At 63.7% G+C, this 24,308-nt stretch carries 22 protein-coding genes; 7 read left to right on the plus strand and 15 right to left on the minus strand.

Annotated features, from left to right (window positions below; genetic code table 11):
- Positions 1 to 35 precede the first annotated feature (35 nt).
- Positions 36 to 1,316 carry an acetyl-CoA C-acetyltransferase gene (locus G467_RS0109535; protein ID WP_022969511.1) on the minus strand — a complete coding sequence of 427 codons (1,281 nt, stop codon included), beginning with the start codon at positions 1,314 to 1,316 and terminating at the stop codon, positions 36 to 38.
- A gap of 107 nt (positions 1,317 to 1,423) precedes the next feature.
- On the opposite strand from G467_RS0109535, the gene G467_RS0109540 reads away from it, so the two are divergent.
- Positions 1,424 to 2,296, plus strand: a complete 873-nt coding sequence (locus tag G467_RS0109540) for a hypothetical protein (protein WP_022969512.1) — start codon at positions 1,424 to 1,426, stop codon at positions 2,294 to 2,296.
- Between the two features lie 11 nt (positions 2,297 to 2,307).
- On the opposite strand, the gene G467_RS0109545 is transcribed toward G467_RS0109540, so the two are convergent.
- From G467_RS0109545 to G467_RS16230, 9 genes are all read right to left on the minus strand, one after another.
- Entirely contained in the window at positions 2,308 to 2,766 is a 459-nt protein-coding gene (locus tag G467_RS0109545; RefSeq protein ID WP_026802535.1) for a GNAT family N-acetyltransferase, read from the minus strand.
- Between the two features lie 93 nt (positions 2,767 to 2,859).
- Positions 2,860 to 4,311: a nitrogen regulation protein NR(I) gene (ntrC, locus tag G467_RS0109550; RefSeq protein ID WP_026802536.1), complete on the minus strand. Its 1,452-nt coding sequence runs from the start codon at positions 4,309 to 4,311 to the stop codon at positions 2,860 to 2,862.
- Positions 4,304 to 5,347: a two-component system sensor histidine kinase NtrB gene (locus tag G467_RS0109555; RefSeq protein WP_022969513.1), complete on the minus strand. Its 1,044-nt coding sequence runs from the start codon at positions 5,345 to 5,347 to the stop codon at positions 4,304 to 4,306. The genes ntrC and G467_RS0109555 overlap by 8 nt, the downstream gene beginning before the upstream one ends.
- Positions 5,348 to 5,611: 264 nt before the next feature.
- Entirely contained in the window at positions 5,612 to 6,430 is an 819-nt protein-coding gene (locus G467_RS0109560) for a hypothetical protein (RefSeq protein WP_026802537.1), read from the minus strand.
- 484 nt (positions 6,431 to 6,914) lie between these two features.
- Positions 6,915 to 8,096 carry a hypothetical protein gene (locus G467_RS0109570; protein ID WP_022969516.1) on the minus strand — a complete coding sequence of 394 codons (1,182 nt, stop codon included), beginning with the start codon at positions 8,094 to 8,096 and terminating at the stop codon, positions 6,915 to 6,917.
- Between the two features lies 1 nt (position 8,097).
- Positions 8,098 to 10,008: an ORC-CDC6 family AAA ATPase gene (locus tag G467_RS0109575; RefSeq protein WP_022969517.1), complete on the minus strand. Its 1,911-nt coding sequence runs from the start codon at positions 10,006 to 10,008 to the stop codon at positions 8,098 to 8,100.
- Positions 10,008 to 11,111 (minus strand): phosphoribosyltransferase-like protein, encoded by a 1,104-nt coding sequence (locus tag G467_RS0109580; RefSeq protein ID WP_022969518.1) that lies wholly within the window; start codon positions 11,109 to 11,111, stop codon positions 10,008 to 10,010. Before G467_RS0109580 ends, G467_RS0109575 begins: the two co-directional genes overlap by 1 nt.
- Positions 11,101 to 12,690, minus strand: coding sequence for an HAD-IIB family hydrolase (locus G467_RS0109585; RefSeq protein ID WP_022969519.1), 1,590 nt, complete (start codon positions 12,688 to 12,690; stop codon positions 11,101 to 11,103). Before G467_RS0109585 ends, G467_RS0109580 begins: the two co-directional genes overlap by 11 nt.
- 393 nt (positions 12,691 to 13,083) lie before the next feature.
- Positions 13,084 to 13,671, minus strand: coding sequence for a riboflavin biosynthesis intermediates N-glycosidase (locus G467_RS16230; RefSeq protein WP_022969520.1), 588 nt, complete (start codon positions 13,669 to 13,671; stop codon positions 13,084 to 13,086).
- A 623-nt stretch (positions 13,672 to 14,294) separates the two neighbouring features.
- Here G467_RS16230 and G467_RS17525 point away from each other — a divergent pair.
- The 4 genes from G467_RS17525 (at position 14,295) to G467_RS0109620 (ending at position 17,346) form a co-directional block, all read left to right on the plus strand.
- Positions 14,295 to 14,843, plus strand: a complete 549-nt coding sequence (locus G467_RS17525; protein ID WP_026802541.1) for a hypothetical protein — start codon at positions 14,295 to 14,297, stop codon at positions 14,841 to 14,843.
- Positions 14,844 to 14,969: 126 nt separating this feature from the next.
- Complete coding sequence (locus G467_RS0109610; protein WP_022969523.1) at positions 14,970 to 15,650, plus strand: winged helix-turn-helix domain-containing protein; 681 nt, start codon at positions 14,970 to 14,972, stop codon at positions 15,648 to 15,650.
- A 17-nt stretch (positions 15,651 to 15,667) separates the two neighbouring features.
- Complete coding sequence (locus G467_RS16240) at positions 15,668 to 17,035, plus strand: sensor histidine kinase (RefSeq protein ID WP_022969524.1); 1,368 nt, start codon at positions 15,668 to 15,670, stop codon at positions 17,033 to 17,035.
- 92 nt (positions 17,036 to 17,127) lie between these two features.
- Positions 17,128 to 17,346: a hypothetical protein gene (locus G467_RS0109620; protein ID WP_022969525.1), complete on the plus strand. Its 219-nt coding sequence runs from the start codon at positions 17,128 to 17,130 to the stop codon at positions 17,344 to 17,346.
- A gap of 146 nt (positions 17,347 to 17,492) precedes the next feature.
- Here G467_RS0109620 and glnA read toward each other — a convergent pair whose 3' ends face one another.
- The gene (gene glnA, locus G467_RS0109625) at positions 17,493 to 18,902 is read right to left on the minus strand and encodes a type I glutamate--ammonia ligase (RefSeq protein WP_022969526.1); all 1,410 of its coding nucleotides are present in this window, start codon (positions 18,900 to 18,902) and stop codon (positions 17,493 to 17,495) included.
- 254 nt (positions 18,903 to 19,156) lie between these two features.
- Between glnA and G467_RS0109630 the strand changes: the two genes are divergently transcribed.
- Together G467_RS0109630 and G467_RS0109635 are read left to right on the plus strand one after the other, a co-directional pair.
- Positions 19,157 to 19,933 (plus strand): undecaprenyl-diphosphate phosphatase, encoded by a 777-nt coding sequence (locus G467_RS0109630; RefSeq protein WP_022969527.1) that lies wholly within the window; start codon positions 19,157 to 19,159, stop codon positions 19,931 to 19,933.
- A 52-nt stretch (positions 19,934 to 19,985) separates the two neighbouring features.
- Entirely contained in the window at positions 19,986 to 21,380 is a 1,395-nt protein-coding gene (locus tag G467_RS0109635) for a sulfatase family protein (RefSeq protein WP_022969528.1), read from the plus strand.
- Positions 21,381 to 21,422: 42 nt separating this feature from the next.
- On the opposite strand, the gene G467_RS0109640 is transcribed toward G467_RS0109635, so the two are convergent.
- From G467_RS0109640 to G467_RS0109655, 4 genes are read right to left on the minus strand one after another with little or no spacing between them, the layout of a single operon-like run.
- Positions 21,423 to 22,415, minus strand: a complete 993-nt coding sequence (locus tag G467_RS0109640; RefSeq protein WP_022969529.1) for a YheT family hydrolase — start codon at positions 22,413 to 22,415, stop codon at positions 21,423 to 21,425.
- Positions 22,415 to 23,221, minus strand: coding sequence for a lysophospholipid acyltransferase family protein (locus tag G467_RS0109645; protein WP_033397634.1), 807 nt, complete (start codon positions 23,219 to 23,221; stop codon positions 22,415 to 22,417). Before G467_RS0109645 ends, G467_RS0109640 begins: the two co-directional genes overlap by 1 nt.
- 45 nt (positions 23,222 to 23,266) lie before the next feature.
- Positions 23,267 to 23,881 (minus strand): YiiX/YebB-like N1pC/P60 family cysteine hydrolase, encoded by a 615-nt coding sequence (locus G467_RS0109650; protein WP_155844864.1) that lies wholly within the window; start codon positions 23,879 to 23,881, stop codon positions 23,267 to 23,269.
- Positions 23,874 to 24,296, minus strand: a complete 423-nt coding sequence (locus G467_RS0109655; RefSeq protein ID WP_022969532.1) for a hotdog fold thioesterase — start codon at positions 24,294 to 24,296, stop codon at positions 23,874 to 23,876. Before G467_RS0109655 ends, G467_RS0109650 begins: the two co-directional genes overlap by 8 nt.
- Between the last annotated feature and the right edge of the window lie 12 nt (positions 24,297 to 24,308).

A 24,308-nucleotide genomic window follows, 5' to 3' on the forward strand; every position in this document is an offset into this window, starting at 1 on the left:
GAGCGCCAGCAAGCTGGCTCCTACACGCAAAAAAATCAGCGTTCGATGATCGCCGTGACGCCCATGCCGCCGGCGGTGCAGACCGAAATCAACGCGCGGCCTTTGCCTTTTTCCTTGAGCAGCTTGGCCGCCGTCGCGACGATGCGCGCGCCCGTGGCCGCGAACGGATGTCCCAAGGCCAGCGACGAGCCCACGACATTGAGCTTGCTGCGATCAATCGTGCCGAAGGCACCGTCCAGACCCAGCTGCGTGCGTCCGAACTCCTCCGACTCCCAGGCTTTCAGCGTGCACAGCACCTGACCGGCGAAGGCTTCGTGGATCTCGTAGAAATCGAAATCCTGCAAGCTCAGGCCATGGCGCTTGAGCATCTGCGGCACGGCCCAGGCCGGCGCCATCAGCAGGCCTTCGCCGCCGACAAAATCCACCGCCGCGACCTGCGCGTCGACGAAGTACGCGAGCACTTCCTTGTCATGCGCCTTCGCCCAGTCTTCCGACGCGAGCAGCACGGCCGAAGCGCCGTCGGTGAGCGGCGTGGAATTGCCGGCCGTGAGCGTGCCCAGGCCCGAGGTCTTGTCGAAGGCCGGCTTGAGCGTGGCGAGTTTTTCCACCGTCGTGTCCGGACGCAGGATGTTGTCGCGCTTCAGACCACGGAACGGCACCACGAGGTCGTCGTAGAACCCGCGCTCGTAAGCGGCAGCGGCTTTCTTGTGCGACTCATAGGCCAGCTGGTCCTGCGCTTCGCGCGGAATCTGCCATTGCTTGACCATCATTTCGCAGTGGTCGCCCATCGCCTTGCCGGTGCGCGGCTCGCCGACGCCGGGGAATTCCGGTTTCAGTTCCGAGAACGAGAAGCCCTTGAGAAACGCGCCCAGGCGCGCGCCGAAAGACTTGGCCATGTTCGCGTTGAGGATGCGCCGGCGCAGTTTCTTGTTGACCGCGATCGGCACGTCCGAGGTCGTGTCCGAGCCGCCGCCGATACCCGCATCGATCTGGCCGAGCGCGATCTTGTTGGCGATCGTGATCACGGTGTCCAGGCTGGTGCCGCAGGCACGCTGGATCGTGATGCCCGGGGTCTGCGGCGACAGGCCCGAAGACAACGTCGCTTCGCGCGCGAGATTGAAGTCGGACGAATGCTTGAGCACGGCGCCCATCGCGACCTCGCCCAGCGTCTCGCCCTGCAGGCCGAACTTCTCGACGAGCGCGCCGAGCGCGACCGTGGACAGGCCGAGATTGCCGACGTCGAAGTACGCGGTGTTGTTCTTGACGAAGGGAATGCGGACGCCGCCAAGGATGGCGACACGACGGGCAGTGCTCATGGAAAGTCCTTGGGCGGGGCCAGCGCGAGGGCGCAGGCATAATGACGGATCGGCCATAGCTTAATGGCCCCGGCCCGGGATTCCAAACTCTGGCGTATGGAGATGCGATGAGTGATGTCTTGTCCTGCCTGGGCGCCGTGGCGCTGGAGCTCTCGCCCGGGCACCGGGCGGGCCGGCAGGCCCTGGATCCGGACACCGCCGGCGCGCTGGCCGCCTGCGTCGCCCGCGATCTCGCCAAACTGGTGCCGGCCGCCGCCGGACTTGATTTCGCCCTGCTCGCGGGCCTGTTCGATCCGGTCGAACTGCTGCGCCCGCGCTGGCCGCTGCACGGCGAACTCGAACGCCTGATCGCCCAGGCCCCGGGCGCCGGACCGCGCGTGATCGCGTTCGCGGCGCATGCCGGCGAATTGCCGGTCACGCTGCGCCCGCATCCGGACTTCGCCGAGGGCCCGCTGCGCCTGCTGCCCTTCGTCCTGCGCGGCGATCCGGCCACGATCGCGGTCGTCGGCGAGGCGCTGGAAGCCTCGCTGCTCGATCGCGGCATGGCGGCGGCCGATACCGCCCTGCTCGCGCAGGACGGTTTCGCGGCGACGATCGAACATGCGCGCTACCTGACCGTGCACGACCTCGCCGCGATGATCGCGATGCAGTACGAACATGTCGGTCTCGCGCCGGTGTGGCCGCTCATCGAAACGGCCCTGCTCGCGCCGGACCAGGAACAGTGGCTGGACGCACCGCCGGAACCACTCGCGCGCCTGGTTGGCGGCGAAGCGCATCTGGCCCTGTTCGACGATGCCGCCTGGGGCCAGGGCGGATTCGCGCCCGCGGGCGATCTGGATGCGGCGCGCCTGTCGCGCGCGTTCGATCGCTTCCAGGCGCGTCAGCGGCAGATCGCCGCCCTGCTCGAGGCCCACGGCATTCCGGTGACATTCGACTATTGTTCCGCCGGACAGGACGCGCGCGCCCTGCTGCGCGCCTGAGGTCCGCCGGTCTAGATCAGCGGTTTTTCGTACATGCGGTAGCCGGCGTCGGCCATGCCAAGGAACTCGTAGGTGCGCTGCGCGCCGACGTTTTCGCGCTCCACATAGAGCCGCAGCCCGCAGACCTCGGGCGCTTCGCTCGCCAAGGCGAGGACATGCGCATACAGCGCGCGGAACACCCCGCCGCGACGCTGTTCGATCGGCACGTACACGCTCTGGATCCACCACCACCAGGCATTGCGCCAGTCGCTCCATTCGCGCGTGATCATCAGGGTGCCCACCGGTTCGCCGGCGCGATCGGCGATGTAGTACTGCGCGCGCTGCGGATCGGCGTAGGCGGCGCGGATACCGCGTGTGACCAGATCCAAGTCCAGGCGCTTGTGCTCGGTTTCCCAGGCCATGGCTTCGGCCCAGCGCGCCATCAGGCCGATGTCGTCTTCGCGGGCGGGTCGGATGTGCAGATCGGTCATGGGATTCCCGGAGAGCAGGTCGTGCGGCAGCGACGGTCTGTGCGAGAGCGAAGGCTTGAGCAGGACGCGTCGACGACGAGTGAAGCCGTCGCGCTAGTCCTTCCGGCGCGCGCGTCCCGAGCCCAGTTTTCGCGTCAAGGTATTGCGCCCCACGCCCAGCCGCTCGGCCGCCAGTTGCCGGTGGCCGTCGCTGTGGTCCAGGGCAGTCTGCAGCAGGATCTGGTCGAAGCGTTCGCGCAGCGCAGCATGAATGTCGGTCTCGCCGCGCGCGAGCGCGGCGCCGACCGCGACGGCCAGCGGACGCGCCCAGTCGCCGGCGTCCATGCGCACCGGCGCGACGGCATCGCTGCGCCAGGCCGCCTTGAGATCGCGCGCGCTGATGGTCTCGCCGGGCGCGAGCGCGGCCAGGCGCCAGCACAGGTTTTCCAGTTCGCGGACATTGCCCGGCCAGTCGTGCTGATCGAGCCGGCGCAAGGCCTCGGCCTGGAAACGTTTTGCCGGCGCGCCGAGTTTTTTCGCCGCCACCGCAAGAAAGCGCTGCGCGAGCAAAGGCAGGTCGGCCTTGCGTTCGCGCAACGGCGGCAAGGGCAGGCGCACGACATCGAGCCGATGCAGCAGGTCGGCGCGGAAGCGGCCTTCGCTGACCAGGGTTTCCAGCGGCTGATGCGTCGCCGCGATCACGCGCACGTCGACGCGGATCAGCTCGCGGCCGCCGACGCGGAAAAATTCGCCTTCGGCCAGCACGCGCAGCAGACGCGTCTGCAGGGCCGCGGGCATGTCGCCGATTTCGTCGAGAAACAGCGTGCCGCCATCGGCCTGTTCGAAGCGACCGATATGGCGTTTGTGCGCACCGGTGAACGCGCCCGCCTCGTGGCCGAACAATTCGCTTTCGAGCAGTTCGGCGGGGATCGCTGCGGTATTGAGTGCGACGAACGGACGCGTGGCGCGCGGCGATTCCCGATGCAGTGCGCGCGCGACCAGTTCCTTGCCGGTGCCGGTTTCGCCGGTCACCAGCACGCCGAGCGGCGCCTGCGCGAGCCGGCCGATCGCCCGGAACAACTCGCGCATCGCCGGCGTGTCGCCGAGCAGTTCACCGGCGGCCGCACTGGCGCGCATCGCCGTCGCGAGCGGCGCCGCCTCCTCGGGCTGCGGCAGCGCGCGCGTCGCCAGCGCCACGGCCTCATCGAGATCGAAGGGCTTGGACAGGAATTCGTGCGCACCGCCGCGGAACGCGCCGGCGGTGCTGGCGATGTCGGTATAGGCCGACATCACGATCACCGGCAGCGCCGGGGCGCGCGCCTTGAGCGCATCCAGAAAGCCCAGACCGTCGAGACCGGGCATGCGCACGTCGGTGAAGACGAGGTCGGGCAAGGCTTCGCCGTCGAGCGCATCGAGCGCCGCACGCGCGCTGTCGAAGGCCTGCACGCGATAGCCGGCATCGCGCAGCGCTTCGGCGAGCACGAAACGCACCGCACGGTCGTCGTCGACGACCCAGACGCGCGCGCGCTCCGTTTTCGCGGTCCGCTCGACGCTACGCTCACTCATTGTCGAGCTCCTCTTCCAGCGGCACCGGCAGCAGGAAGGTGAACACGGTGTGGCCCGGGCGCGAGCGATAGCTCAGCGAGCCGCCGTGTTCGCGCGCAACCATCTGCGCCAGCGGCAAGCCCAGGCCGGTGCCTTCCGCGCGCCCGGACACCAGCGGCAGGAAAATGCGCTCGGCGAGGTCATCGGGTACGCCGCGGCCGTCGTCGACGATTTCCACGCGCACGGCGAGGCGATGCGGGGTGTCGCCGATCAGCACATGGTGTTCGGCGCGCGTGCGCAGCGACACGGTGCCGGCGCCGGATTCGAGCGCGTTGCGCACGAGGTTCCACAGCGCCTGCGTGAGGCGATCGGCATCGCCGTCGATTTCCGGCAGGCTCGGATCGTAGTCGCGGACCAGCTTGATCGACCACGCCGCTTCGGCATCGGCGAGCTGGCGCACGCGTTCGAGCACGGCATGGATATTGGTCACCGCGAATTCGCGTGGCGGTGCCGGATTCATCAGGCGATCGAGCAGGGCCGCGAGCCGGTCGACTTCCGCGCCGATGAGCTCGACCAGTTCGCGCGCGTCGTCGCTGTCGACGCGGCGGCTGAGCAATTGCGCGGCGCCTTTCATGCCCGCGAGCGGATTGCGGATTTCGTGCGCCAGTCCCTTCAGCGCGGCCGATAGCGCGGCGGGCAGGGCCGTCGCCGGATCTTCGCCGGGAAATTCATCGGTCGGATGCGCCTCTAGGCGCACGCCGCCGTGTTCGCGCAGGGCCAGCCACAGCTCGGCGAAATGCTCGCTGCTGCCGGGAAACGCCAGCCGCGCGCGATGCACGCGCAGCGCATCGCCATGCACCGGCAGGCGGCTGAGCAGGGCCGACAGGCGCCCGTTCTCGATATCGAGCTCGTCGATCGCCAGACCCTGCAACCGTCGCGCGCTGACCCCGAGCCAGCTCGCGAACGCCGGATTGCAGCCCTCGACGCGGCCGGCCGCATCCAGCCAGGCGACGGGCGTGGCGAGCTGGTCGAGCTGGGGCAGGGAGGGCGCTGTCATTGCACCATCATAGTGCAGACCGGAGGCTCGAGGTCGACCGTACCGGGGCCTGTGGGCAAAACTACGACGCCGAGACGCCGTTGAGGAATGCGAGCGCATCTGGCTAGCTGATGCCAGCATCCCGATGAACATCAAGCTGAAGCGAAGGACCCTTCTGCGTCGAGATATGGTTCCCGAGCCCGCCTGCGAATGGAGTTGGTGGAACGCCTTCTTCTCAGTTGAGCCGCTGGACGGGCTACAGCGGCTTGAACCGCACAACAGAAGTCACTCAGGGGCTTCGTAGCGCACCGTGAAGCGACCCTCGTGCTCAGGAAAAAGGTCGCAAAGGAAGAACTTGCGACGAAAATTGTCGAAGAACTCCCGGTTCTTCTCGGCCAAGAGCTCTGCGAATCGCTCCGGTTCTACAGGTGGTCCGTCGTAATCGACAGGGGGGTTGGCTGCCATTCTCCTTCCCCGCTCCAGGCGCGCCTCGGGTGTTTCCTGCGTAGCCTGATAGTGGTCCCACACATGCTGGAACAGCCATTCCGCCGCGCGATAGACGAACGTATCCGGCGCGGCGGCGCGCATCGCATCCACTGCCTGTCGCGCGGATCGCGTTCGCAGCAGGGTTTCGTAGAGCGCAAGGTACGCACGTGCCAACTCATTTGGCGCTACCGCCCGAGTCGGCCCAATGAGGCCATGAAGCGGTGCGCGATCAACCGGACTGAGCGCATGAGTCAGCGCGCTGCCGTCGCACGCAGAGACAATTACGAGCAGGTTCATTCCGGTGACGACGTTGAGGGATGTCAACGGCTCCTTTAGGTCTGCCCATGAGGCAAACGATCCGTCGGCAAAGGCCAACCCATCATCATTGCCGTGGCATTCGACATGCAGCACTGGAATGTTGCCTGTGGTGGATGATGTCGCACAAAGCTCAGCCAGTAGTGCTAGGTACTCCCCACGGCTCTCGACGCGCCGGTACAAGACCTCCGGGGAAGGAGCGAACACTTGTGCTCGCAGACCTACATCCTGGAATAGCTCGCGAGCCGTGTTTAACTCTCCGCCCGGTATGGAGTCGACGAATAGAATTTGATTGAAGCGCACGTGCCGGTCTCCTCGCCCCAACCTTGTGCGACATGTCCCGATCTGAATTAGGGTCCAGTCCGGACACTAACGGGATTAAAGGTGAGCTTATGGCCGTCAGCGGACTGGTATGTGACCCACCCTGTAATTCGGTCATCCAACGTAACGCTCAACGCCGCTAGCTCGGAGACCTCGTTGCGGATCACGGACTGCCACGGACGCGCCTTGCTGAGTCCTCTTACCGCGGAGGCGAAGCTGCAAACAGTCATCACAGCGAACGCCAAGCTAGCGAATCCCATGGGCTTGGCTCCGTTCGCCAATATCACCGTCCATACGGCTGCTCCGACCAGACCAGCCACCAAGCTGAGCCGACCAAAGAACCTGGCAGTTTCGTATTGGAAGGTCGCGTGCCGCAGGACGTTAAGCCTAAGGCGAATACCTTCCCGTAGGCCTTCGGGAATTGCCACACTTGACTCGGAGATCGGCGCGAATCTTGGTTGGTCGTTCACGCCTTATCATCCTTGACTCCGTACGCCTCCCCTGTCAGTAGCAAACTGCACACCTCGGGTCGCGAGTTCCTTATCGCCTGAGGCTGAACTACGTAACGTGTTGGTTCGGCATGCGGGATCGCCACGCCGTAGTCAGCCCCCAAGTCTTGGGGGCGCATCTCGAAACACGCGAGCCCAGCTCCTAGTGTGATCAGCTTGCTACCAAAGGGAGTCACGACGAGTCGGCACCCTCCGAGCACTTCCATGCTGTCGCGAAACCGCGCCATGGCGCCCAACAATTGTCGATAGGCTTCGAATGGGTGCGCCTCGTGCACGTAAAGAATGTTGCTTGATGGCGTCCTGCGTGACCTGAAGAGAGGATCTCGGTACTCAAGCAGCAGGCGATCCGCCCGCCGCGGGTCCTTTGAGGGGTGAGGCAAGACTGGACAAATTTCGGCGTCCTCGGGGATGGCGTCCGACTTCATGATTTGCTCAAGCTGTTGCACTCGATGCTCACCAAGAATCGGAAACCAGACAAGCGGCCAATCTTGAACACTCTCCGCCTGCATCGCTCCCGAAAAACCGGGGACCAGCACAATTTCGCTGCTGGGATCCTCGGCCATTATTTGGCCGTCTAGGCCTGCATCCTCAGCCACCAGCACCTGAAAATTCACTCCGCCGGCGAAGAGCGGCTGTTTAGCGCTCTTGTCGGGAACCAGCCTGTTGAGCAGACTCGTCATCAGCGCCAAGTAGACGACACGAGGAAGGGAACTCGCGTCCAGGATGATGTCCGTCTCGTCGCCGACCAATTGAAGAACTGCGTCAGTTCCCGAGCGAAGCGAGCTACTGGCGCTGACTTCTTCGCCGTCCTCCGACTGCCCGAACGGCACCAGCTGCACGCTGCCGATCTCGGAAAACATCTCGGAAAGAGCAGCAATATTTTGTTTCGTTAACTCTTCCAGTTCCGGGTCAAGCGTGTAGCTGGAGAATTCGATAAGGGCGAGCTTAGCGTGCTCGACTGTTGCTCCCGCATCTCGAATGCTGTTGATGCATTCCCGCATTACGGTCTGAGCACGAACATCGAAACCTCCGCCCGCAATGTAAAGGAGTCGAGTTGGCCGCCCTTCAAAGAGCCGATCCCATAACTCATTCGCGTCCGGGCCCCGCCGAAAGACGTACTGATCCCAGAGCATCGGCATGCTAGTTCCCCATGACCAGGCGCTTCTGTGGCTTCCAGCCGCGCGTCATCCAATCGATCAGGTCCAAGCAGCGGACGTCCTGCCAACCGCCCTGCTGAAGCGGCAGTCCAAAATTCGTACAGAGCGTCCTGTTGAGATAGAAGATGGAGCCCGACTCGCGCGCGGTGCTGGCCTGGCTTTGCTTCTGAGTGAGCAGGTTTTCAGCGATGCACTCTGACAACACCTTCTTGAGGAGATCGCCCTGGTCTCCAAGCACCCTCGCGCTTCCCTGGAGTTTCTCCATCTCGGACTGCGACAAGCGAATGCCGGTGACGCCCGGGGCGTAAGGTGCGTTAGGAAGAAACGTACGCTCGCGACAATACCCGCCTATAGACGTAATTAACTGCCGCGCCCTTGTTCCCTCAGTATGCTGCTTGGGAACAAACTTCAACCGCTTGGATGCGGCGACTCGAAGGACTTTCTCCTGATCGGAAGGCGAGAGCTCTGGACTCTTCTTCCCAAGCACCTGGTTGGCAACCATTCCTTCATAGAGAGACGCAGCCATCGATAGCAGCTCTTCGACGTTGTACGTGGCCATGACGCACAACTTTTCGAGTCCGTAGTAGTAGGGCACTCCAAGTTCCTCGTGCAACTGGATTTCGGCTGCGCCACGGATAGAAGATGAGTCTTTGTCGTCGATGTTCTCTGCAGGTAACGCGAGGTCTAGACTCATTTGCTTCTTGGAAGCATCTCGAGCAATCAGGATGCGCGTCATGTACAGCTCCGAGAGCATTTCCATGGACGGCTCAATGGTCTTCTTATCGGCCCGGGCGAGCCATTCGCTGTAGCGAGGATTGTTTGCATGGGGCTCAGTCGCCGCGCGGAACGCAGCGATACCCGGCTGTACAAACCTCTTTACCTCGTCTGGTTCAATCTGATCTCGCAACTGCTGCGCGAACGTGCCGGTGACTGAGTCTTGGCGGTTCATCCGTCGTTCCAGCACGTTTTGCGCGAAAGACGAGAACTGATGGATTCCTTTAGCACCGCTCCACAGCTCTTCGAGCGGGTACTCTTTTATGTCGCGCCCTTCCCGCGCCCCTTGGGAAAGCAATGAATCGCCTAGGACCAGGGTCCTCATTGCCAGCCACACCGGAATCGACGGGCGCTGGACCGTCAGCTCATCAATCAGTCCGTCCCTTTGCTTTCTACGTAACCGGTGAAGATCGTCAACCATCAGCAGTCTGTTGGTCGCGACTGCCTGTCCCTCCAGAAGAAACCGCACAGTCTGTAGCCACAGCACGCTTTCGAATCGAGCACTCGAAGGAAGAGTGCCCCCCGGGCGGCCAGCGAAAGCATCGAGCTCGGCATAGATTCGCTTCTCTTGACCTTCGGCCCATGCAGCGAGCTCTTGAGCACATTCAATTTTCGGAATCCCCAGGATTTCCGGGGCATCCTTGGGATACTCGATCTTGATAGAGTCCAAGGCTTCTTCTGATGGCCCGAGAAAAGCTGCAAGGCTCCGAAGCGTCCTGAGAACGACCCTGCAATCGAACAGCGCCCTAAATGGCCCTTCTTCGATCGTCGCCGCACTGGACGGAAGGTCCGCGTAGCCTGCAGCACACGAAATCAGAACGCCAAGCAGGCGAACTTCCTGATCACTAACGACGCCCTTCTCAACAAAGAGCGGAAAGGATTCTTTCAGCTCGCTGGTTCCCTTGGCTCGCAAGAAGCTTCTGAGAACGGTGGGGGTAAAGGCACGAAGAATCGTGGTCTTCCCACCCCCAGGTGCGCTTCTGAAAACGTGAACCCCACCCTTGAAAGCCTCGTCCGAAAGCTTCTCCAACACCTTGGGGGAAAAGACGAGCGCGAATTCTTGATCCGATGTCGTTCGTTCGGATCTCCGTTCCAGAAATGGATTCGCGTTGTATGCCATTAAAAATCCCCATGCCTGACGACGCGGGGGAACAGCCCGGGGTATTTGAACTGGTCAGGGCCCCAGAGCAAGTAGACGGAATTGTTGGGCGAGTTGTGGGAAAGGACTACCGGGAGTGCGCAATTGGCAAATCCCAGCCTTCCGTCGGAGCCGCCGACGCCCATGTGTTTGTCGTGCGCACGCTCGTCGAAGTACTTGGCATTGCCGAGCAGCGAGGCCAACCACTCCGGTGGATCCTTAGTAAGCGCCAAGGATTTCTCCAGGCGGCAGAGCACCCTGAGCTGAAGTGGCTTGTATCCGTGCTCGGAAGTGAACCTCTCACACCAATACTCAATGTGATCAATTGCCTGTCGAGTGGCAATGTAAAGAACGAGAAAGACTTCGTAGTGAGACGGGTCGATGAGATTCCTTTGGTGAAGCTGCTTGTAGATTTTTGGGAGCTTGCCCCCATAGGATTTTTCTTCCCCGTCGTAGCGGATGTAGGTGTTCCCGCTTCCTGAGAAGTCATCTAGCAGCCATATCAAGTTGAAGCGAGGATCATGTGCCTGAAACCCCTTCCTCGTGAGCTCCTCGGCGAGGCCCTTCAGCATTGAGGCCGACTTCTGCTCTCCGAGCTCATAGGCCTGCCATATTTGTTCGTTGTTGATTCGATGGTTGCTTGCCCTTCGAAGCTCGTTCGTCCTGGCTCCGTCGCTCAGGCCCAAGTAGAGGGATTTGATGCGGAGCTCTTCAAAGCGGCGATGCGCAGACAACTCGCCAACTTTGTATGCGGGTATCCCGTTCTCCTCAGCGACAAGTCGAATCCGTTCTTGAACAATCACATCTGGGTACGCCGTCTCAACGAGATGGGCGATCTCCGCGTCGGAAAAATAGACGAGCCGCTCTTTGACCAGTTGTAGCGCGGCATCGCGGTCAGCGGCATCGAGTTGTTTTAGCCATAGGGCGAGGCTTTCAATGAATCGCCGCCCTGGTCCAAACCTCTGGTAATAGTCGTACTTGAAGTACGCGAGCAGCTGCAGTTCGCCGACGTGTTCAAGCACGGACTCTTGGTCCTGCCAACCCATCACCCGCGCCAGTAGCTTCGCAGCGTTGCTATCCTGCATGGGTTGACTCGCTTGCGGATTGCTCGATTTCCGAGAAACGAAATATCCCGTTCTCGACTGCCTGAAAGCGCTCGAGGTACCAAAGGGTCGCGTCAACGTCTCGCTTGTGACCAGGCGCGAGTTTCCATCCTCGATCAAGTCGTCTGGAAGGCGTGTCCACGCTGAGCGAGAAACGATGCTCTAGCAATGAGACGTCATTGCCCGGCCAGGCGCCTTGGTCCCCCATTGTCAGTACTTGATGGGGGTCGACCCTGTCGTTCTGGATGATGTGTGCGATGAGAGCCGTCTTACTGACCCCGGGAGCGAGTACGTCTACCGAGTGTTTGCTGGAGAACATGGTGCTCGTCGTTAGACCGGCCTGTCGTAGTGAATCTGCGACTACAAACCACATCTGATCGGTAGGCAGCCCGTCCCTAAAGCGGATGCTTACCTGATAAGGGTGTGTCGCCTTGATTCGTTCGATGGGCACACCTAGGGACTTGAGTTTCTGCGCGATGCGCGTCACGTGGCTCAGAAACTCAACGGTACCTTCAGGCACGTCAAGTGGCGCACTTGCCGGCCCGACCCAGCCGCCATTGTACAGCCCTAGCAGGATGCGCTCGAGAGTGTCATTCGAGAAAACCTTTGCAAGTTCTTTCTGAATAGAGTCTCCGCGCCCAGACGCGATTCCGACTCGGACTCCCGCGTCAACCAGCCGCTTGATTTGCGTAACAACCGGCTCGGATGGAGGTGCCGTCCGCCTCTGGGAGGCGGTGAGCGTACCGTCATAGTCAAAGACGATAGCTTGGAAATTTTGCTCCTTCAGCGAGGCCACGTACGCGTCGCGTGCTCTGGTCATGTCGCCCCGGCGCCGACGCGACGGCCATCTCGCGCCAATTACGTCGTACTTCGATTGCTCGGCAGACGAAATTCCGGCCCCGGGCGGCGGAATGACTTCTGGCAGATCAATGTAGTAGAGATCTCGTCCGAACTGCGGCACATCAGGCTGGCCGGGATCCTTGCCGAGGTTCTTCGCTACAAGGTTCACCAAGCTCATCTGCCCGATGAGACCAGCGATTAAGTCTCGAGGAGTCGCTCCCGGTAGCGGCATCGACAGGGTGGGCACGGCTGGCGGGAAGAGGGCCTTCATTTTGTTCCAGAGCCCCTCAAGAGAAGGTTCGATTAGCGCCAGAACGGTGATGTCGTCGGGTCGCTCGGCCATCCATAGGTGACGGCCATGAGCGAAAGAGCGGAGGTCAGCAAGTTGGCAGTGTAGTAAAGCTCCTTCCGAGAGCTTGGACTCGAAATCTGCGGCAATGGGATGCAGCAGTGGAGAGTACGTAACTACGATCGCGCCGCGCTTGGTGGTCTCGTCTATAAATCCGTGAGCCGCCTCTAGCCATTCTTCGATTGACTGCCCACCGATTCGGAGTTGATCCATCGTAGGAGGCAGTGCGGCCGGGTTTCCATCCAGTTCGCTGTAAGCGCGCGCGACGAGGACCGCATCGAGAAGCAGACTATTCGTGGCGAGGTAGCCATCTTTCTCCTGAAGCTCGAACACATGCGCGCTGACATCAGCAAGGTTGGTTACGCCATCCATCAACGGGCTCGATGCGCGATTCGTGAGAACGTGTACTGGACGTGCGCTGTGGTGTCTGGCCCGCTCCAGGGCCTCAGTGATATCTGGGTTCTTTCCTTCCGCTGAGACCAAGAAAACCGGACTAGACGAAGCCAGGGTAGGGTTGCAGATGATTTCGAGAGGTGTGGATGGTCGCGAAACTCGGCCTGTATACGACTCATGGAGGCCGCAAAGCAGCGACGCTACTGTGTATGAGCCTCCTGACCCAACTCCAATGATGCTCGACTCACTTGCGCCCGCGATAGCGTGTTTCAGGAGCGAGACGTCCTGTTGCATCGCCGCCAAGTACGTGGCCGGCAACTTGTCTAGCTCTACCTGGTAGCGGGTGGTCGGCATCGATTGGCAATGTGGCCGTTATGCCGCCACCAGTTCGGAGTCGCGGCTGCGAGCCCTGCTCGCTTGCTTGGGTTTCTTGCCGACTTCCTTCGCTTCGGAGGTTGCGATTTTTCTGATCTGTTCGCGCACCTCCATCAGCAGCACTCCGAGCATATTCATCCCTTTTCCATTGACCTCGCCCCAAGTCCGATTGACTAGGTTGTCGGTACGGCCAGCCTCCACCAGTCGAGCACTTCCCGTGGAGAGCAGCAGCGCCTTGAGATCCTCATGCTGTGTGAACTTTGCCAACAACACGTTCCTCATCCGGTCGAACTTGGTCTTGGACCAGTCCGGATTGATGTCCCAGGTGTAGAGCCCATGAGCCGCCATTGCGACTAGCGACGGACTAGGCGCACTGAGGATCCACTCTCGGACTTCCTCTTTGCGAGCCTTTCCGGCCTGGTAGGCGTGCTCAGCAGTAGGGTACTCCCGACCGTCGAAGATCATCGATCGCTTGTAGAGATTGCTGAAGGCTCCATACGGCCTTTCGTTAGACCGATAGAACGAAATATCGACCTGCCTGCTGGTTGTTCGGGGGGATTTCCGAGGTGCCGCGGTCCGGGTCATGGGCTGGTCTCCTTCTTCGACGAAACGATGGGAATGTCTTGGCTCTTGCAGTGGTTGAGGATCAACACCTCGATAAATCCGGTTAGCCCCCGGTTGTCTCGATCCGCCGCGATCTCAGCCGCCGCCTTCAGCTGCGGCGTAACCCGCAACGTTATGGTTGTCGTCTTGGTTTTGGGGCGACCCCTAGGCATGGTCTCAAATGTACTGCGTTTTTTAGTATTTTGTCAGTATCCTGTACTGCGTTTCTGTTTGATACAAAAAAGGTACCGCCGCTTCGTCTCATTTCGAGCGAGACCGAAGGGGTTGGGGCGTAGTCGGGTGCGAGTTCGTCAGGTCGGGGCAGCGCGCTGGCGAGGCGCCACGGACACAGACTATGCGATTTGGAGCGGGGCCTAATCGGACCCCAACTGCATGATTTCCCGGACTTTTACTGAAATTGGCCAGTGCGAAATCGCATAGTCTGTGCAATCTGCATGGATTCCGTGAACGCACCATTGGCGTCGGACGGCACCGACTATCGAGTCATGGCCACCTGCGCGACGCCCATGGGCGTCGCAAACGCCTATCCTGCAGACCCGGGACAGACCGCCTCTGCCCCCGTCACCCCTTTGCGGAGCACCTTCATGCGCTTCACGAACCGAGCCGGGCTGCTATCCGTTCTGTTCCTCATCGGCGCGATGCCCGGCGTCGCGATCGCCGACGAATCGGCCACCGACGCCTTCGGGTCGCTGACCCAACTGGTCGGGCGCTGGGAAGGCAAGTTCGCCGATGGGCGCGTGCACAGCGTGAGCTATCGCCTCACAGCCGGCGGCACGGTGCTCGTGGAGACCTGGACCCTGGGCAAGGATCGCGAGTCGATGACGCTCTATCACCTCGACGGCGACCGCCTGCTGGCGACGCACTATTGCCCGCAGGGCAATCAGCCGCGCCTGGTTCTCATCGACGATGGCGATCCGGAAACGCTGTCCTTCACCTTTGTCGACGGCACCAATCTCCAGGTACCGGGTCGCTCGCACCAGCACGACTTCTGGATCCGCCGCACCGGCGAGACCACCTACCAGCGCAGCGAAACCTATGTCGATAACGGCGGCGATGCCGCGGCCGAACGCGCCGCGACGCCGGACGCGCCGGTGACCTACACCCGCGTCGATCCGCCCGCGCCGTCGCGCTGAACCGCGGCAAACCCGCGGATGGTGACTTGTCGGCACCGCGCGCGGCGAACATTACGAATGTTTAAAGTGCAAAGCCGGCCGTTGTGGTCTATCACGGACGATGGGAACCGGAGGAAGCAAGCCCGCATGCGCGTCCTGCTCGTCGAAGACGAACCGCTGATCGCCGATTTCGTCGCCAAAGGCCTGCGCGAGGCCGGGCACGGCGTCGACCATGCCGCGACCGGTACCGACGGCCTGCATCTGGCCACGCACGAAACCTACGATGCGCTCGTGCTCGACCGCATGCTGCCCGGACTCGACGGCCTGGAATTGCTGCGCACCCTGCGCGCGAGCGGTCACCGCACGCCGGTGCTGATGCTGTCCTCGCTGGGCGAGGTCGAGCAACGCGTGACCGGTCTGCGCAGCGGCGCCGACGACTATCTGGCCAAGCCCTTTGCCTTCGTCGAATTGATGGCGCGACTCGAAGGCCTGCTGCGCCGCCAGGCCAGCGGCCCGGAAACACTGACCCGCCTGCGTGTGGCGGATCTGGAAATGGACCTGCTCAAGCGCAGCGTCAAACGCGGCGGCCAGTCTTTGGATTTGCAGCCGCGCGAATTCCGCCTGCTCGAATACCTCATGCGTCACGCCGAACAGGTGGTCACGCGCACGATGCTGCTCGAAGCGGTCTGGGACTATCACTTCGATCCGCAGACCAATGTCATCGACGTGCATGTCTCGCGCCTGCGGCAGAAGATCGATCGCGATCGCGGACCGCCGCTGCTGCATACCGTGCGCGGCGCCGGCTACCTGCTCGGCACGCGCGCCTGAGTCGCGGCCTCGCCAGCATGCGCCGCTTTTTCGCATCGAGCCTGCATCGCCTGGTGCTGACCTACGGCCTCGCCCTGCTGTTCGCGTTCGCCGTCGTCGGCGGCGTGAGTCTGCTGGCCTTCGATCGTCTGCTCGATCGCGATACGCGCCAGACCGTACAGGCCGAACACGAAGGCCTCATGGAAATCTACCGCGCCGACGGACGCGAGGGCCTGGCGCAGACGATCGCCGATCGCGTCGGGACCCCGATCAATCGCGAAGCCTTCTATCTGCTGGTCGATCGCGACGGGCGCGTGAGCGCGGGCCACCGCAACGAACTCACCGTCGCGCTGCCGCAGCGCGCGGGCTGGCTGCGCTTTCCCTGGCGCGCCGCACCCGACAGCGACGACGTGCTCGCCTACGTGCAGGCCCTGCCCGACGGCGGCTGGTTGCTGACCGGGCACACGACCGGCGAAGAACGGCATCTGCGTGAGCTCATCGCGCGCCTGGGCCTGGTCATGCTGAGCTTGCTGGCGCTGCTGACGATTTCGCTGGGCTGGTTGCTGCGGCGCGCGGTCGATCGCGCGCTGGAGGCCTCGCTCGATACCGTCGACCGCGTCGCGGCCGGACATCTGGACGAACGCGTGCCCGAACGCCGCGGCGACGACGGTTTCGCGCGCCTGGGCCGAACGCTCAATCGCATGCTCGATCGCATCCGCGATCTCGTCGGCGGCATCCAGAGTTCGACCGATGCGATCGCGCACGACTTGCGCACGCCACTGATGCGTCTCAAGACGCGGCTCGAACAAGCACGCCTGGCCAGCATCGACGAGGCGACACGCGGCGATATCGATGCCGCGATCGTCGAAGCCGACCAGTTGCTCGCGACCTTCAACAGCCTGCTGCGCCTGGCCCGCATCGAAGCGCGCGAGGGCGCGCCGATGGCACCGCTGGCGCTGGACGAAGTGCTGCTCGATGCCGTCGACCTGTGGCAGGCCGTGGCCGAAGCGCAGGGCCTGCGCCTGCGTACGCGCATCGTGCCGGCGCGTATCGCCGGCGATCGCGACCTGTTGTTCCAGTTGCTGGCGAACCTGCTCGACAACGCGATCAAGTACGCCGGCACCGACAGCGACATCACCCTCGCGTTGACGATCGAAGGCGAGGAAGCCGTGCTGACGATCAGCGATCGCGGCCCGGGCATCGCCGATGCCCAGCGCGAGCGCGTGTTCGATCGCTTCGTGCGCCTGGAAAGCCACCGCGGTACGCCCGGCACCGGCCTGGGCCTGAGCGTCGTGCGTGCGATCGCGATCCGTCATGGCGCCGACCTGCGCCTGGAATCGGCCGCACCGGGCCTGCGGGTCTGCCTGCGTTTTGCACGCGTGGCCGACATGGACGAAATGTCATGAAGCGGAAAGGCGAGGGAGAATCGCCGCGGCGCAATCTGCGATCACCGGTGGGACACCGGGGTTTTCCTCACTTACCGACACTGGAGATCGCCATGAACATCCGCAATACGCTCGCCGCCCTCACCCTGTGCCTGGCCAGCACCGCCGCGTTCGCCGCCTCGCCGGTCGCCGCGCCGGCCGCACCGGCCAAACCCGCCACGACCCTGGCCAGCACCACGCACACAGCCGCGCTCAAACACGCCAAGCTCAACTGCAAGAAGGGCGAGGCGGCGGTCAAGGGCAAGTGCGAATCGGCGAAAGCCAAGAGCTGATTCCACGCTTGCGAACACGCGAACGCCGGGGCGACGCCCCGGCGTTTTTTGTTTGTGCAGTAGCGTGCTCCCGCCGGCAGCATAGCTGCGCATAAGAAAACGGCCCGGTTACCCGGGCCGTGTCGATGCCGCCTGCGATGTCGCGATCAGATCGCGTAGTACATCGCATATTCCAGCGGGTGCGTGGCCGCGCGGAACTTGGTGACTTCGCCCATCTTCAGCGCGATGTAGCCGTCGATGAAGTCGTCGGAGAACACGCCGCCGGCCTTGAGGAAGTCACGGTCCTTGTCGAGCGCGTCCAGGGCCTGGTCGAGGCTGTGGCAGACGGTCGGGATGTTCTTCTCTTCTTCCGGCGGCAGGTCGTACAGGTCCTTGTCGCTCGGCGCGCCCGGGTCGATCTGGTTCTTGATACCGTCCAGGCCGGCCATCATCAGCGCGGCGAAGGTCAGGTAGCCGGAGTTCATCGGATCCGGGAAACGGATCTCGATGCGGCGCGCCTTCGGGTTCGACACGTACGGAATGCGGCAGCTCGCCGAACGGTTGCGCGCCGAATACGCCAGCATCACCGGCGCTTCGTAACCCGGCACCAGACGCTTGTAGCTGTTGGTGGTGGAGTTGGCGAACGCGTTGATCGCGCGCGCATGCTTGAAGATACCGCCGATGTACCACAGCGCCATCTGGCTCAGACCGCCGTAGCCGTCGCCGCTGAACAGGTTCACGCCGCCCTTGGCCAGCGACTGGTGCACGTGCATGCCGCTGCCGTTGTCGCCAACCAGTGGCTTGGGCATGAAGGTCGCGGTCTTGCCGTTGCGGTGCGCGACGTTCTTGATGATGTATTTCATCATCAGCAGTTCGTCGGCCTTCTGCACCAGCGTGTTGAACTTGGTGCCGATTTCGCACTGGCCGGCGTTCGCGACTTCGTGATGGTGCACTTCGACTTCCTGGCCGGCGGCCATGAGTTCCTTGCACATCTCGGCGCGGATGTCGTGCAGCGAGTCGACCGGCGCGACCGGGAAGTAGCCGCCCTTCAGGCCCGGACGGTAGCCGGTGTTGCCGCCTTCGTATTTCTTCTTGGAATTCCAGTGCGCTTCTTCGGAATCGACTTCGAAGAAGGTGTGGCCCATCTCGTTGGCGTAGCGCACGGAATCGAAGATGAAGAATTCCGGCTCCGGACCGAAGAACGCAGTGTCGGCGATGCCGCTGGCCTTGAGATAGGCTTCGGCCCGCTTGGCGACGCCGCGCGGATCGCGCGCATAGGCCTGCATGGTGGCCGGATCGAGAATGTCGCAGACCAGGATCAGGGTCGGGTCGGCGGTGAACGGATCGATGACCGCCGTGCCGACGTCGGGCAGCAAGATCATGTCGGACTCGTTGATGCCCTTCCAGCCGGAGATCGACGAGCCGTCGAACATCTTGCCGTCTTCGAACAGGGCCGGCTCGATGATCGAGACCGGGAAGGTCACGTGGTGCTGCACGCCGCGCATGTCGGCAAAACGCAGATCCACGAATTCGATGCCGTGGTCTTTGATCAGTTTCTGGACGTTCTCGTAGGACATGACGCGCTCCGGGTGTAGGGGGACACCGAGGAATAGCAAGCGGCGTGCCAGGCTCGGGTGCAGGCAAGTGATTGATTTTATTATCGACCCCGGTTGCGAGAAGCCTTAGTTGCACCAATTTGGTACGTCGCTGCCGAAATGTGCACCGTCTCTGGGCATCTGCATGCGAGGGCCATGACGTATTCTTTCGCGGCCCGGCGCGCGAGCACGCGCCTTTCCTGCGGCCCCGCCGCGCCTGCCGACAAGACCGACCCATGCCCGAGCTGCTGCAAGCCCTGCTGTTGGGAATCATCGAGGGCATCACCGAATTCCTGCCCATCTCCAGCACCGGACATCTGCTGATCGCCGAACACTGGCTCGGCGCCCGCTCGGAGCTGTTCAACATCGTCATCCAGGCCGGCGCGATCCTCGCCGTGACCCTGATCTATCGCCAGCGCCTGTGGCAGCTGGCCAGCGGCCTGCATCTGCGCGAAAACCGCGAGTACGCCCTCAAGCTCGCGCTCGCGTTCGGCATCACGGCCGTGCTCGGCCTGGTCGTGAAAAAACTCGGCTTCGAACTCGACGATGCCGTGCAACCGATCGCCTGGGCGCTGATTCTCGGCGCGATCTGGATGCTCGCCGCCGAACAGCTCGCCGAGCGCCGCGCCGCGCGGCCCGGCATTTCCTGGACGGCCGCCGCCCTGGTCGGACTGGCGCAGGTCGTGGCTGGCATCTTCCCCGGCACCTCGCGCTCGGCCGCAACCATCTTCGTGGCCATGCTCGCGGGCACGCGCGATCGCGGCGAGGCGACCGAGTTCGCGTTTCTGGTCGGCATTCCGACCATGTTCGCGGCCAGTGGCTATTCGCTGCTCAAGCAGATGCACGGTGGCGCGGCCGAAGACTGGACGGCGTTGGCCGTGGCGTTCGCGGCCTCGACGGTCACCGCCTTCATCGCGGTGAAATGGCTGCTGGGCTATATCCAGACCCACCGCTTCACCGCGTTCTCGATCTACCGCATCGCCCTCGGTGCGTTGCTGCTGACCTTCCTGTAGCCGAACGCCGGACCAGGTGCGGGCGGCGGGCGCGATCTGCGACCATGCCGGCATGCCGATCAGCCGCCGCAACCTGCTCAAACTCGCCGCGACCTCCGCCGCCGGCAGCGCCCTGCTCGCCGCCGGCTGCCGGCCCGAGCGTGCACGCGGCGGCCCGCCGAACCTGATCTTTTTCCTCAGCGACGACCAGCGCCACGACACGCTCGGCTGCACCGGCGATCGCCTCGTGCGCACGCCGGCGATCGACGCGCTCGCCGCGCAGGGCACGCTGTTCCGCAATGCCTTCGTCACGACCTCGATCTGCGCCTCGAGCCGTGCAAGTCTGCTCACCGGCGTCAGCGAGACGCGGCATCACTACACCTTCAATACGCCGCCGCTGGCCCGGCGCTTCGCCGACGCCAGCTATCCGGCCCTGCTCAAGCGCGCGGGTTATCGCACCGCCTGTATCGGCAAGTTCGGCGTGCAGTTGCAGGACGAGGCGCAGAACGGCTTTCTCGATTTCTACGATCCGCGCGACCTGCCGATCGAAAAAGCCGGCACCGACGGCCAGCGCCATCACAACGACGAGATCAACACCGACCACGCGCTCGCCTTCCTGCGCGACGTCGATCCAGCGCAACCTTTCTTGCTGGCCCTGAATTTCAGCGCCGCGCACGCGCAGGACGACGACCGTGCGCGGCAATACCATCCGACCACCTGGGCGAAGGATCTGTACGCGGACGTGCACTTTCCGCCGCCGAAGCTCGGCGCGGACTATTTCGAGAGCCAGCCGGAATTCCTCAAGCACTCGCTCAATCGCGAACGCTGGGGCTGGCGCTGGGACACGCCGGAGAAATACCAGCGCAACCTGCGCGACTACTACCGCATGGTCAGCGGGCTGGACCACCAGGTCGGCCTGGTCATGGCCGAGCTGCGGCGCCTGGGCCTGCTCGACAACAGCGTCATCGTCTACGCCTCCGACAACGGCTGCTATCTGGGCGATCGCGGTTTCGCCGACAAATGGACGCACTACGAAGAATCGCTGCGCGTGCCACTCATCGTCGCCGACCAGCGCGCGCCGACGCCCGGCGCGCGCGTGGTCGATGCGCTGGCGCTCAATCTCGACGTGCCGGCGACCTTGCTCGATCTCGCCGGCATCGCGGCGCCGGCGCAGTACCAGGGCCGCTCCCTGCTGCCGCTGATGCGCGGGGCGGCGCCGGCCGATTGGCGCCACGACTTCCTGTGCCAGCACACGATGAACGGCGCGGCGATCCCGAAATGGATCGGCGTGCGCGACGAACGTTATGTCTATGCGCGCTATTTCGAGCAGCAGCCGGTGTTCGAATTCCTGCACGACCTGCACAGCGATCCGACCGAATTCCGCAATCTCGCCGGCGACGCCGGCCATGCCGGGGTACTCGCGACGCTGCGCGCGCGCTGCGATGCGCTGAAGGCCGAGTGGTCGTAGGAGCGGGCTTGCGGGAGCGGGCTCGCTCCCTCAGACCCGTTCCTACATCGCAGAGACTGCCGCGACGAGTTTGGCGGTGACCCAGCGCTCGGAAAACCCGCGCAGATTGGCGCCTTCGATGAAACCGCAATGGCCGCCGTGTTCGGCAACCTCGAGCGTGGAATGCGCGGGCAGCTGCAGCGCATGCAGGGTGTCGATCGGAATCACCGGATCGTCGGCTGCGGCGAGCACGCTCACCGGTATCTGCAACCCGGCAAGGCGACCACCGGCGACCGCGTAGCCGGCGAAATAGTCCTCGACGTCCTGCTTGTCGGTGTGGCGTTTGACCAGCCAGTGGGTGAGGCCGCGCATGTCCTGCGCGAGCACCGCGTCGTCGAAATCATGATGGCTGGGAAACAGCGCGCGCTTCTTGCGCAGCGAACCGCGCCACTTCTTCATGAAATACCAGTGATAGAACGGCGAGCCCGATTCGAGCGACCGCATCACCGCCGACGGATCGACGGCCGGACACACGGCGGCGGCGTGACGCAAGGGGATGCCGGCCTCGGGTGCCGCGAGCGCCAGACGCAGCGCGAAGTTTCCACCCAGCGAATACCCGGCGGCGAGGAACGCCGGTGACGGAAACCGTTCGGCGACCCATTTCGTCGCCTGCACGACTTCGGCCAGGCGGCAGGAATGGAACAGGCCTTCGTTCAGATGATGGGTGTCGCCGTGATCGCGGAAATTGAGCCGGAACACGTCGAAGCCTTCGCCGAGCAGGCGCGCGGCGGTGTGGCGCATGTAGCCCGATTCGCTGCTGCCTTCCCAGCCGTGCAGCAATAGCACCACGCCGCGCGGATCGCGGCCGGGCACGGCGCTGTGGTGACCGAGCAGGCGCACGCCGTCACCGGCGTCGATGATGTGTTCACGGGTGATCGCGCCGGTGCGCTGCAGGTCGCGCAAGCCGTTCGCGCGGCGCATCGGCAACGAACTGAGCACCGACTGCAGATGCGGATTGCGCAGCAGCCGCGGCGGTTTGTAGACGGTACCGGCCATCACAGGCTCATCGCCGCGATGATCCGCTCCCGGCAGGTGTCGGCGACGCGGCGGCGGCCGTCTTCGCTGGGCGCGACGGGTTCGAGGAAATGCACCTCGGCTACGCGGGACGGTTCGCCAAGCAGACGCAGGAAGTTCGCGAAGAAACTTTCCTTGGCGCCGAACGCGACGATGGTCTGGGCATTGCCGCCGGCACCGTATTTGAGCGCGACCGGCTGCGCCGGCACGTTGGCCACGACCGCCGGCTGGAAGATGCGGGCATGGAATACCGAAATCGCGTCGCCGCGCGTGGTGCGCCCTTCGGGAAACACGCCGACCGCCTGACCGCTTTGCAGGCGCAGCACCATCTGGTGCATCACGCCGTGCAGGGAGTCGTTGCTGCCGCGATGGTGGTAGATCGTGCTGCCGCGACTGACGATCCAACCCAGCAAGGGCCACGAAGCGATTTCCGCCTTGGCGACAAAACCCATCATGCGCTGGCTGTGCATCAGGCAGATGTCGATCCAGCTGACATGGTTGGCGACGAACAGGGCCGCGCCCGGCAACGGCGTGCCGAACCGGCGCACGCGAAAACCGAACACGCGCACCAGACCTCCCGACCAGACGCGGATGACGAACTGATCGAGCGGTTCGCCGCGGAACCGGATGCGCGCGCACAGCGGATTAATCAACAGCAAGGTGATCGGAAGTCCCACCAGCACGTGCAGCGCCAGGAAGGGAAAACGCCAGAGGTAGCGCAAGGGCCGGCGCCAGTCGGCGGCGGCGGTTGCGTCAGGGGAGGCGGACATGGCGCGATTGTGCCCCATGCCAGCTAGAGCCTGCACCCAACTGCGCCGTATGTGCCGCGCGACTCACTCACGCGGCGTCGACACCGGCCCGGAATCGAAGGCGATCGTGCCCCAATGCCACAGCTGCCCGGGTGGCACGACCGCAGGCAAGGGATCGCTGCCGCGGGTGAGCGGATAGATCGTCAGTGCCAGCTCGGTGCAGTAGTAACGATCGCGGACATTGACGCCGGCGAGTCCGAGAAAATCGTAGCCCTTGCCTACCAGTCCGCGGGCGCGCGCGATCGCGGCGGGCCGCGTGGCGGCGGTGGCGGCCTCGGGTTTGATCAGCAGCAGGCGACGCGATTTCGCCACGAAATCCGCGATCGGCGTTTCATGCACGCCGACGCCTTCGGCTTCGATGACCACGCCGCGTTCGGGGTCGAGCACAGCCGCATGCGAGAGCGGCTGGTTGCTCAAGCTCGCGACGGCGTTGTCGGTCGCGTGCACGCCACGAATGACCAGCCAATCGCCGGCTTCGCCCTGGCTGTGAATCGCCTGCAGCATCGCCGCCTGGCGATCGTCGGGCGCTGCGTCGTGGACCCGTGGCTGCATCGCGCAAGCCGAGAGCTGCAAAGCGATCGCGGCGACGGCCCAACGGATCCCGATCAGCGGCGTCGCGCGCACCGGTCGCTCAGCCACCGACGACCGCGGCGGTCATGCGCGAGAGGCAGACCAGACGGCCGGCCTCGTCCTCGATGCGGATTTCCCACAGCTGCGTGCTGCGTCCCACGTGCACGGCGCGCGCGGTGCCGGTCACGAGACCGGACTTGGTCGCGCGCACGTGATTGGCATTGATCTCCAGGCCGACGGCCTGCTGATTCTCTTCCACGCACAAGTTGCCAGCAGTGCTCGCGAGCGTTTCCGCGAGCAGGACGGACGAACCGCCATGCAGCAGGCCATACGGCTGTTTGGTACGTGCATCGACCGGCATGGTGCCGCGCACGTAGTCATCGCCGAGCTCGGTGATGACGATGCCCAGCGCCGATATCGCGGTATCGGCGCCGAGGGCGTTGAGCTGATCGAGCGTGGGACGCCGACGAAAAGGACTGCTCATCGGCGATAAAGG

Source organism: Arenimonas oryziterrae DSM 21050 = YC6267 (assembly GCF_000420545.1).
Classification (GTDB): Bacteria; Pseudomonadota; Gammaproteobacteria; order Xanthomonadales; family Xanthomonadaceae; genus Arenimonas; species Arenimonas oryziterrae.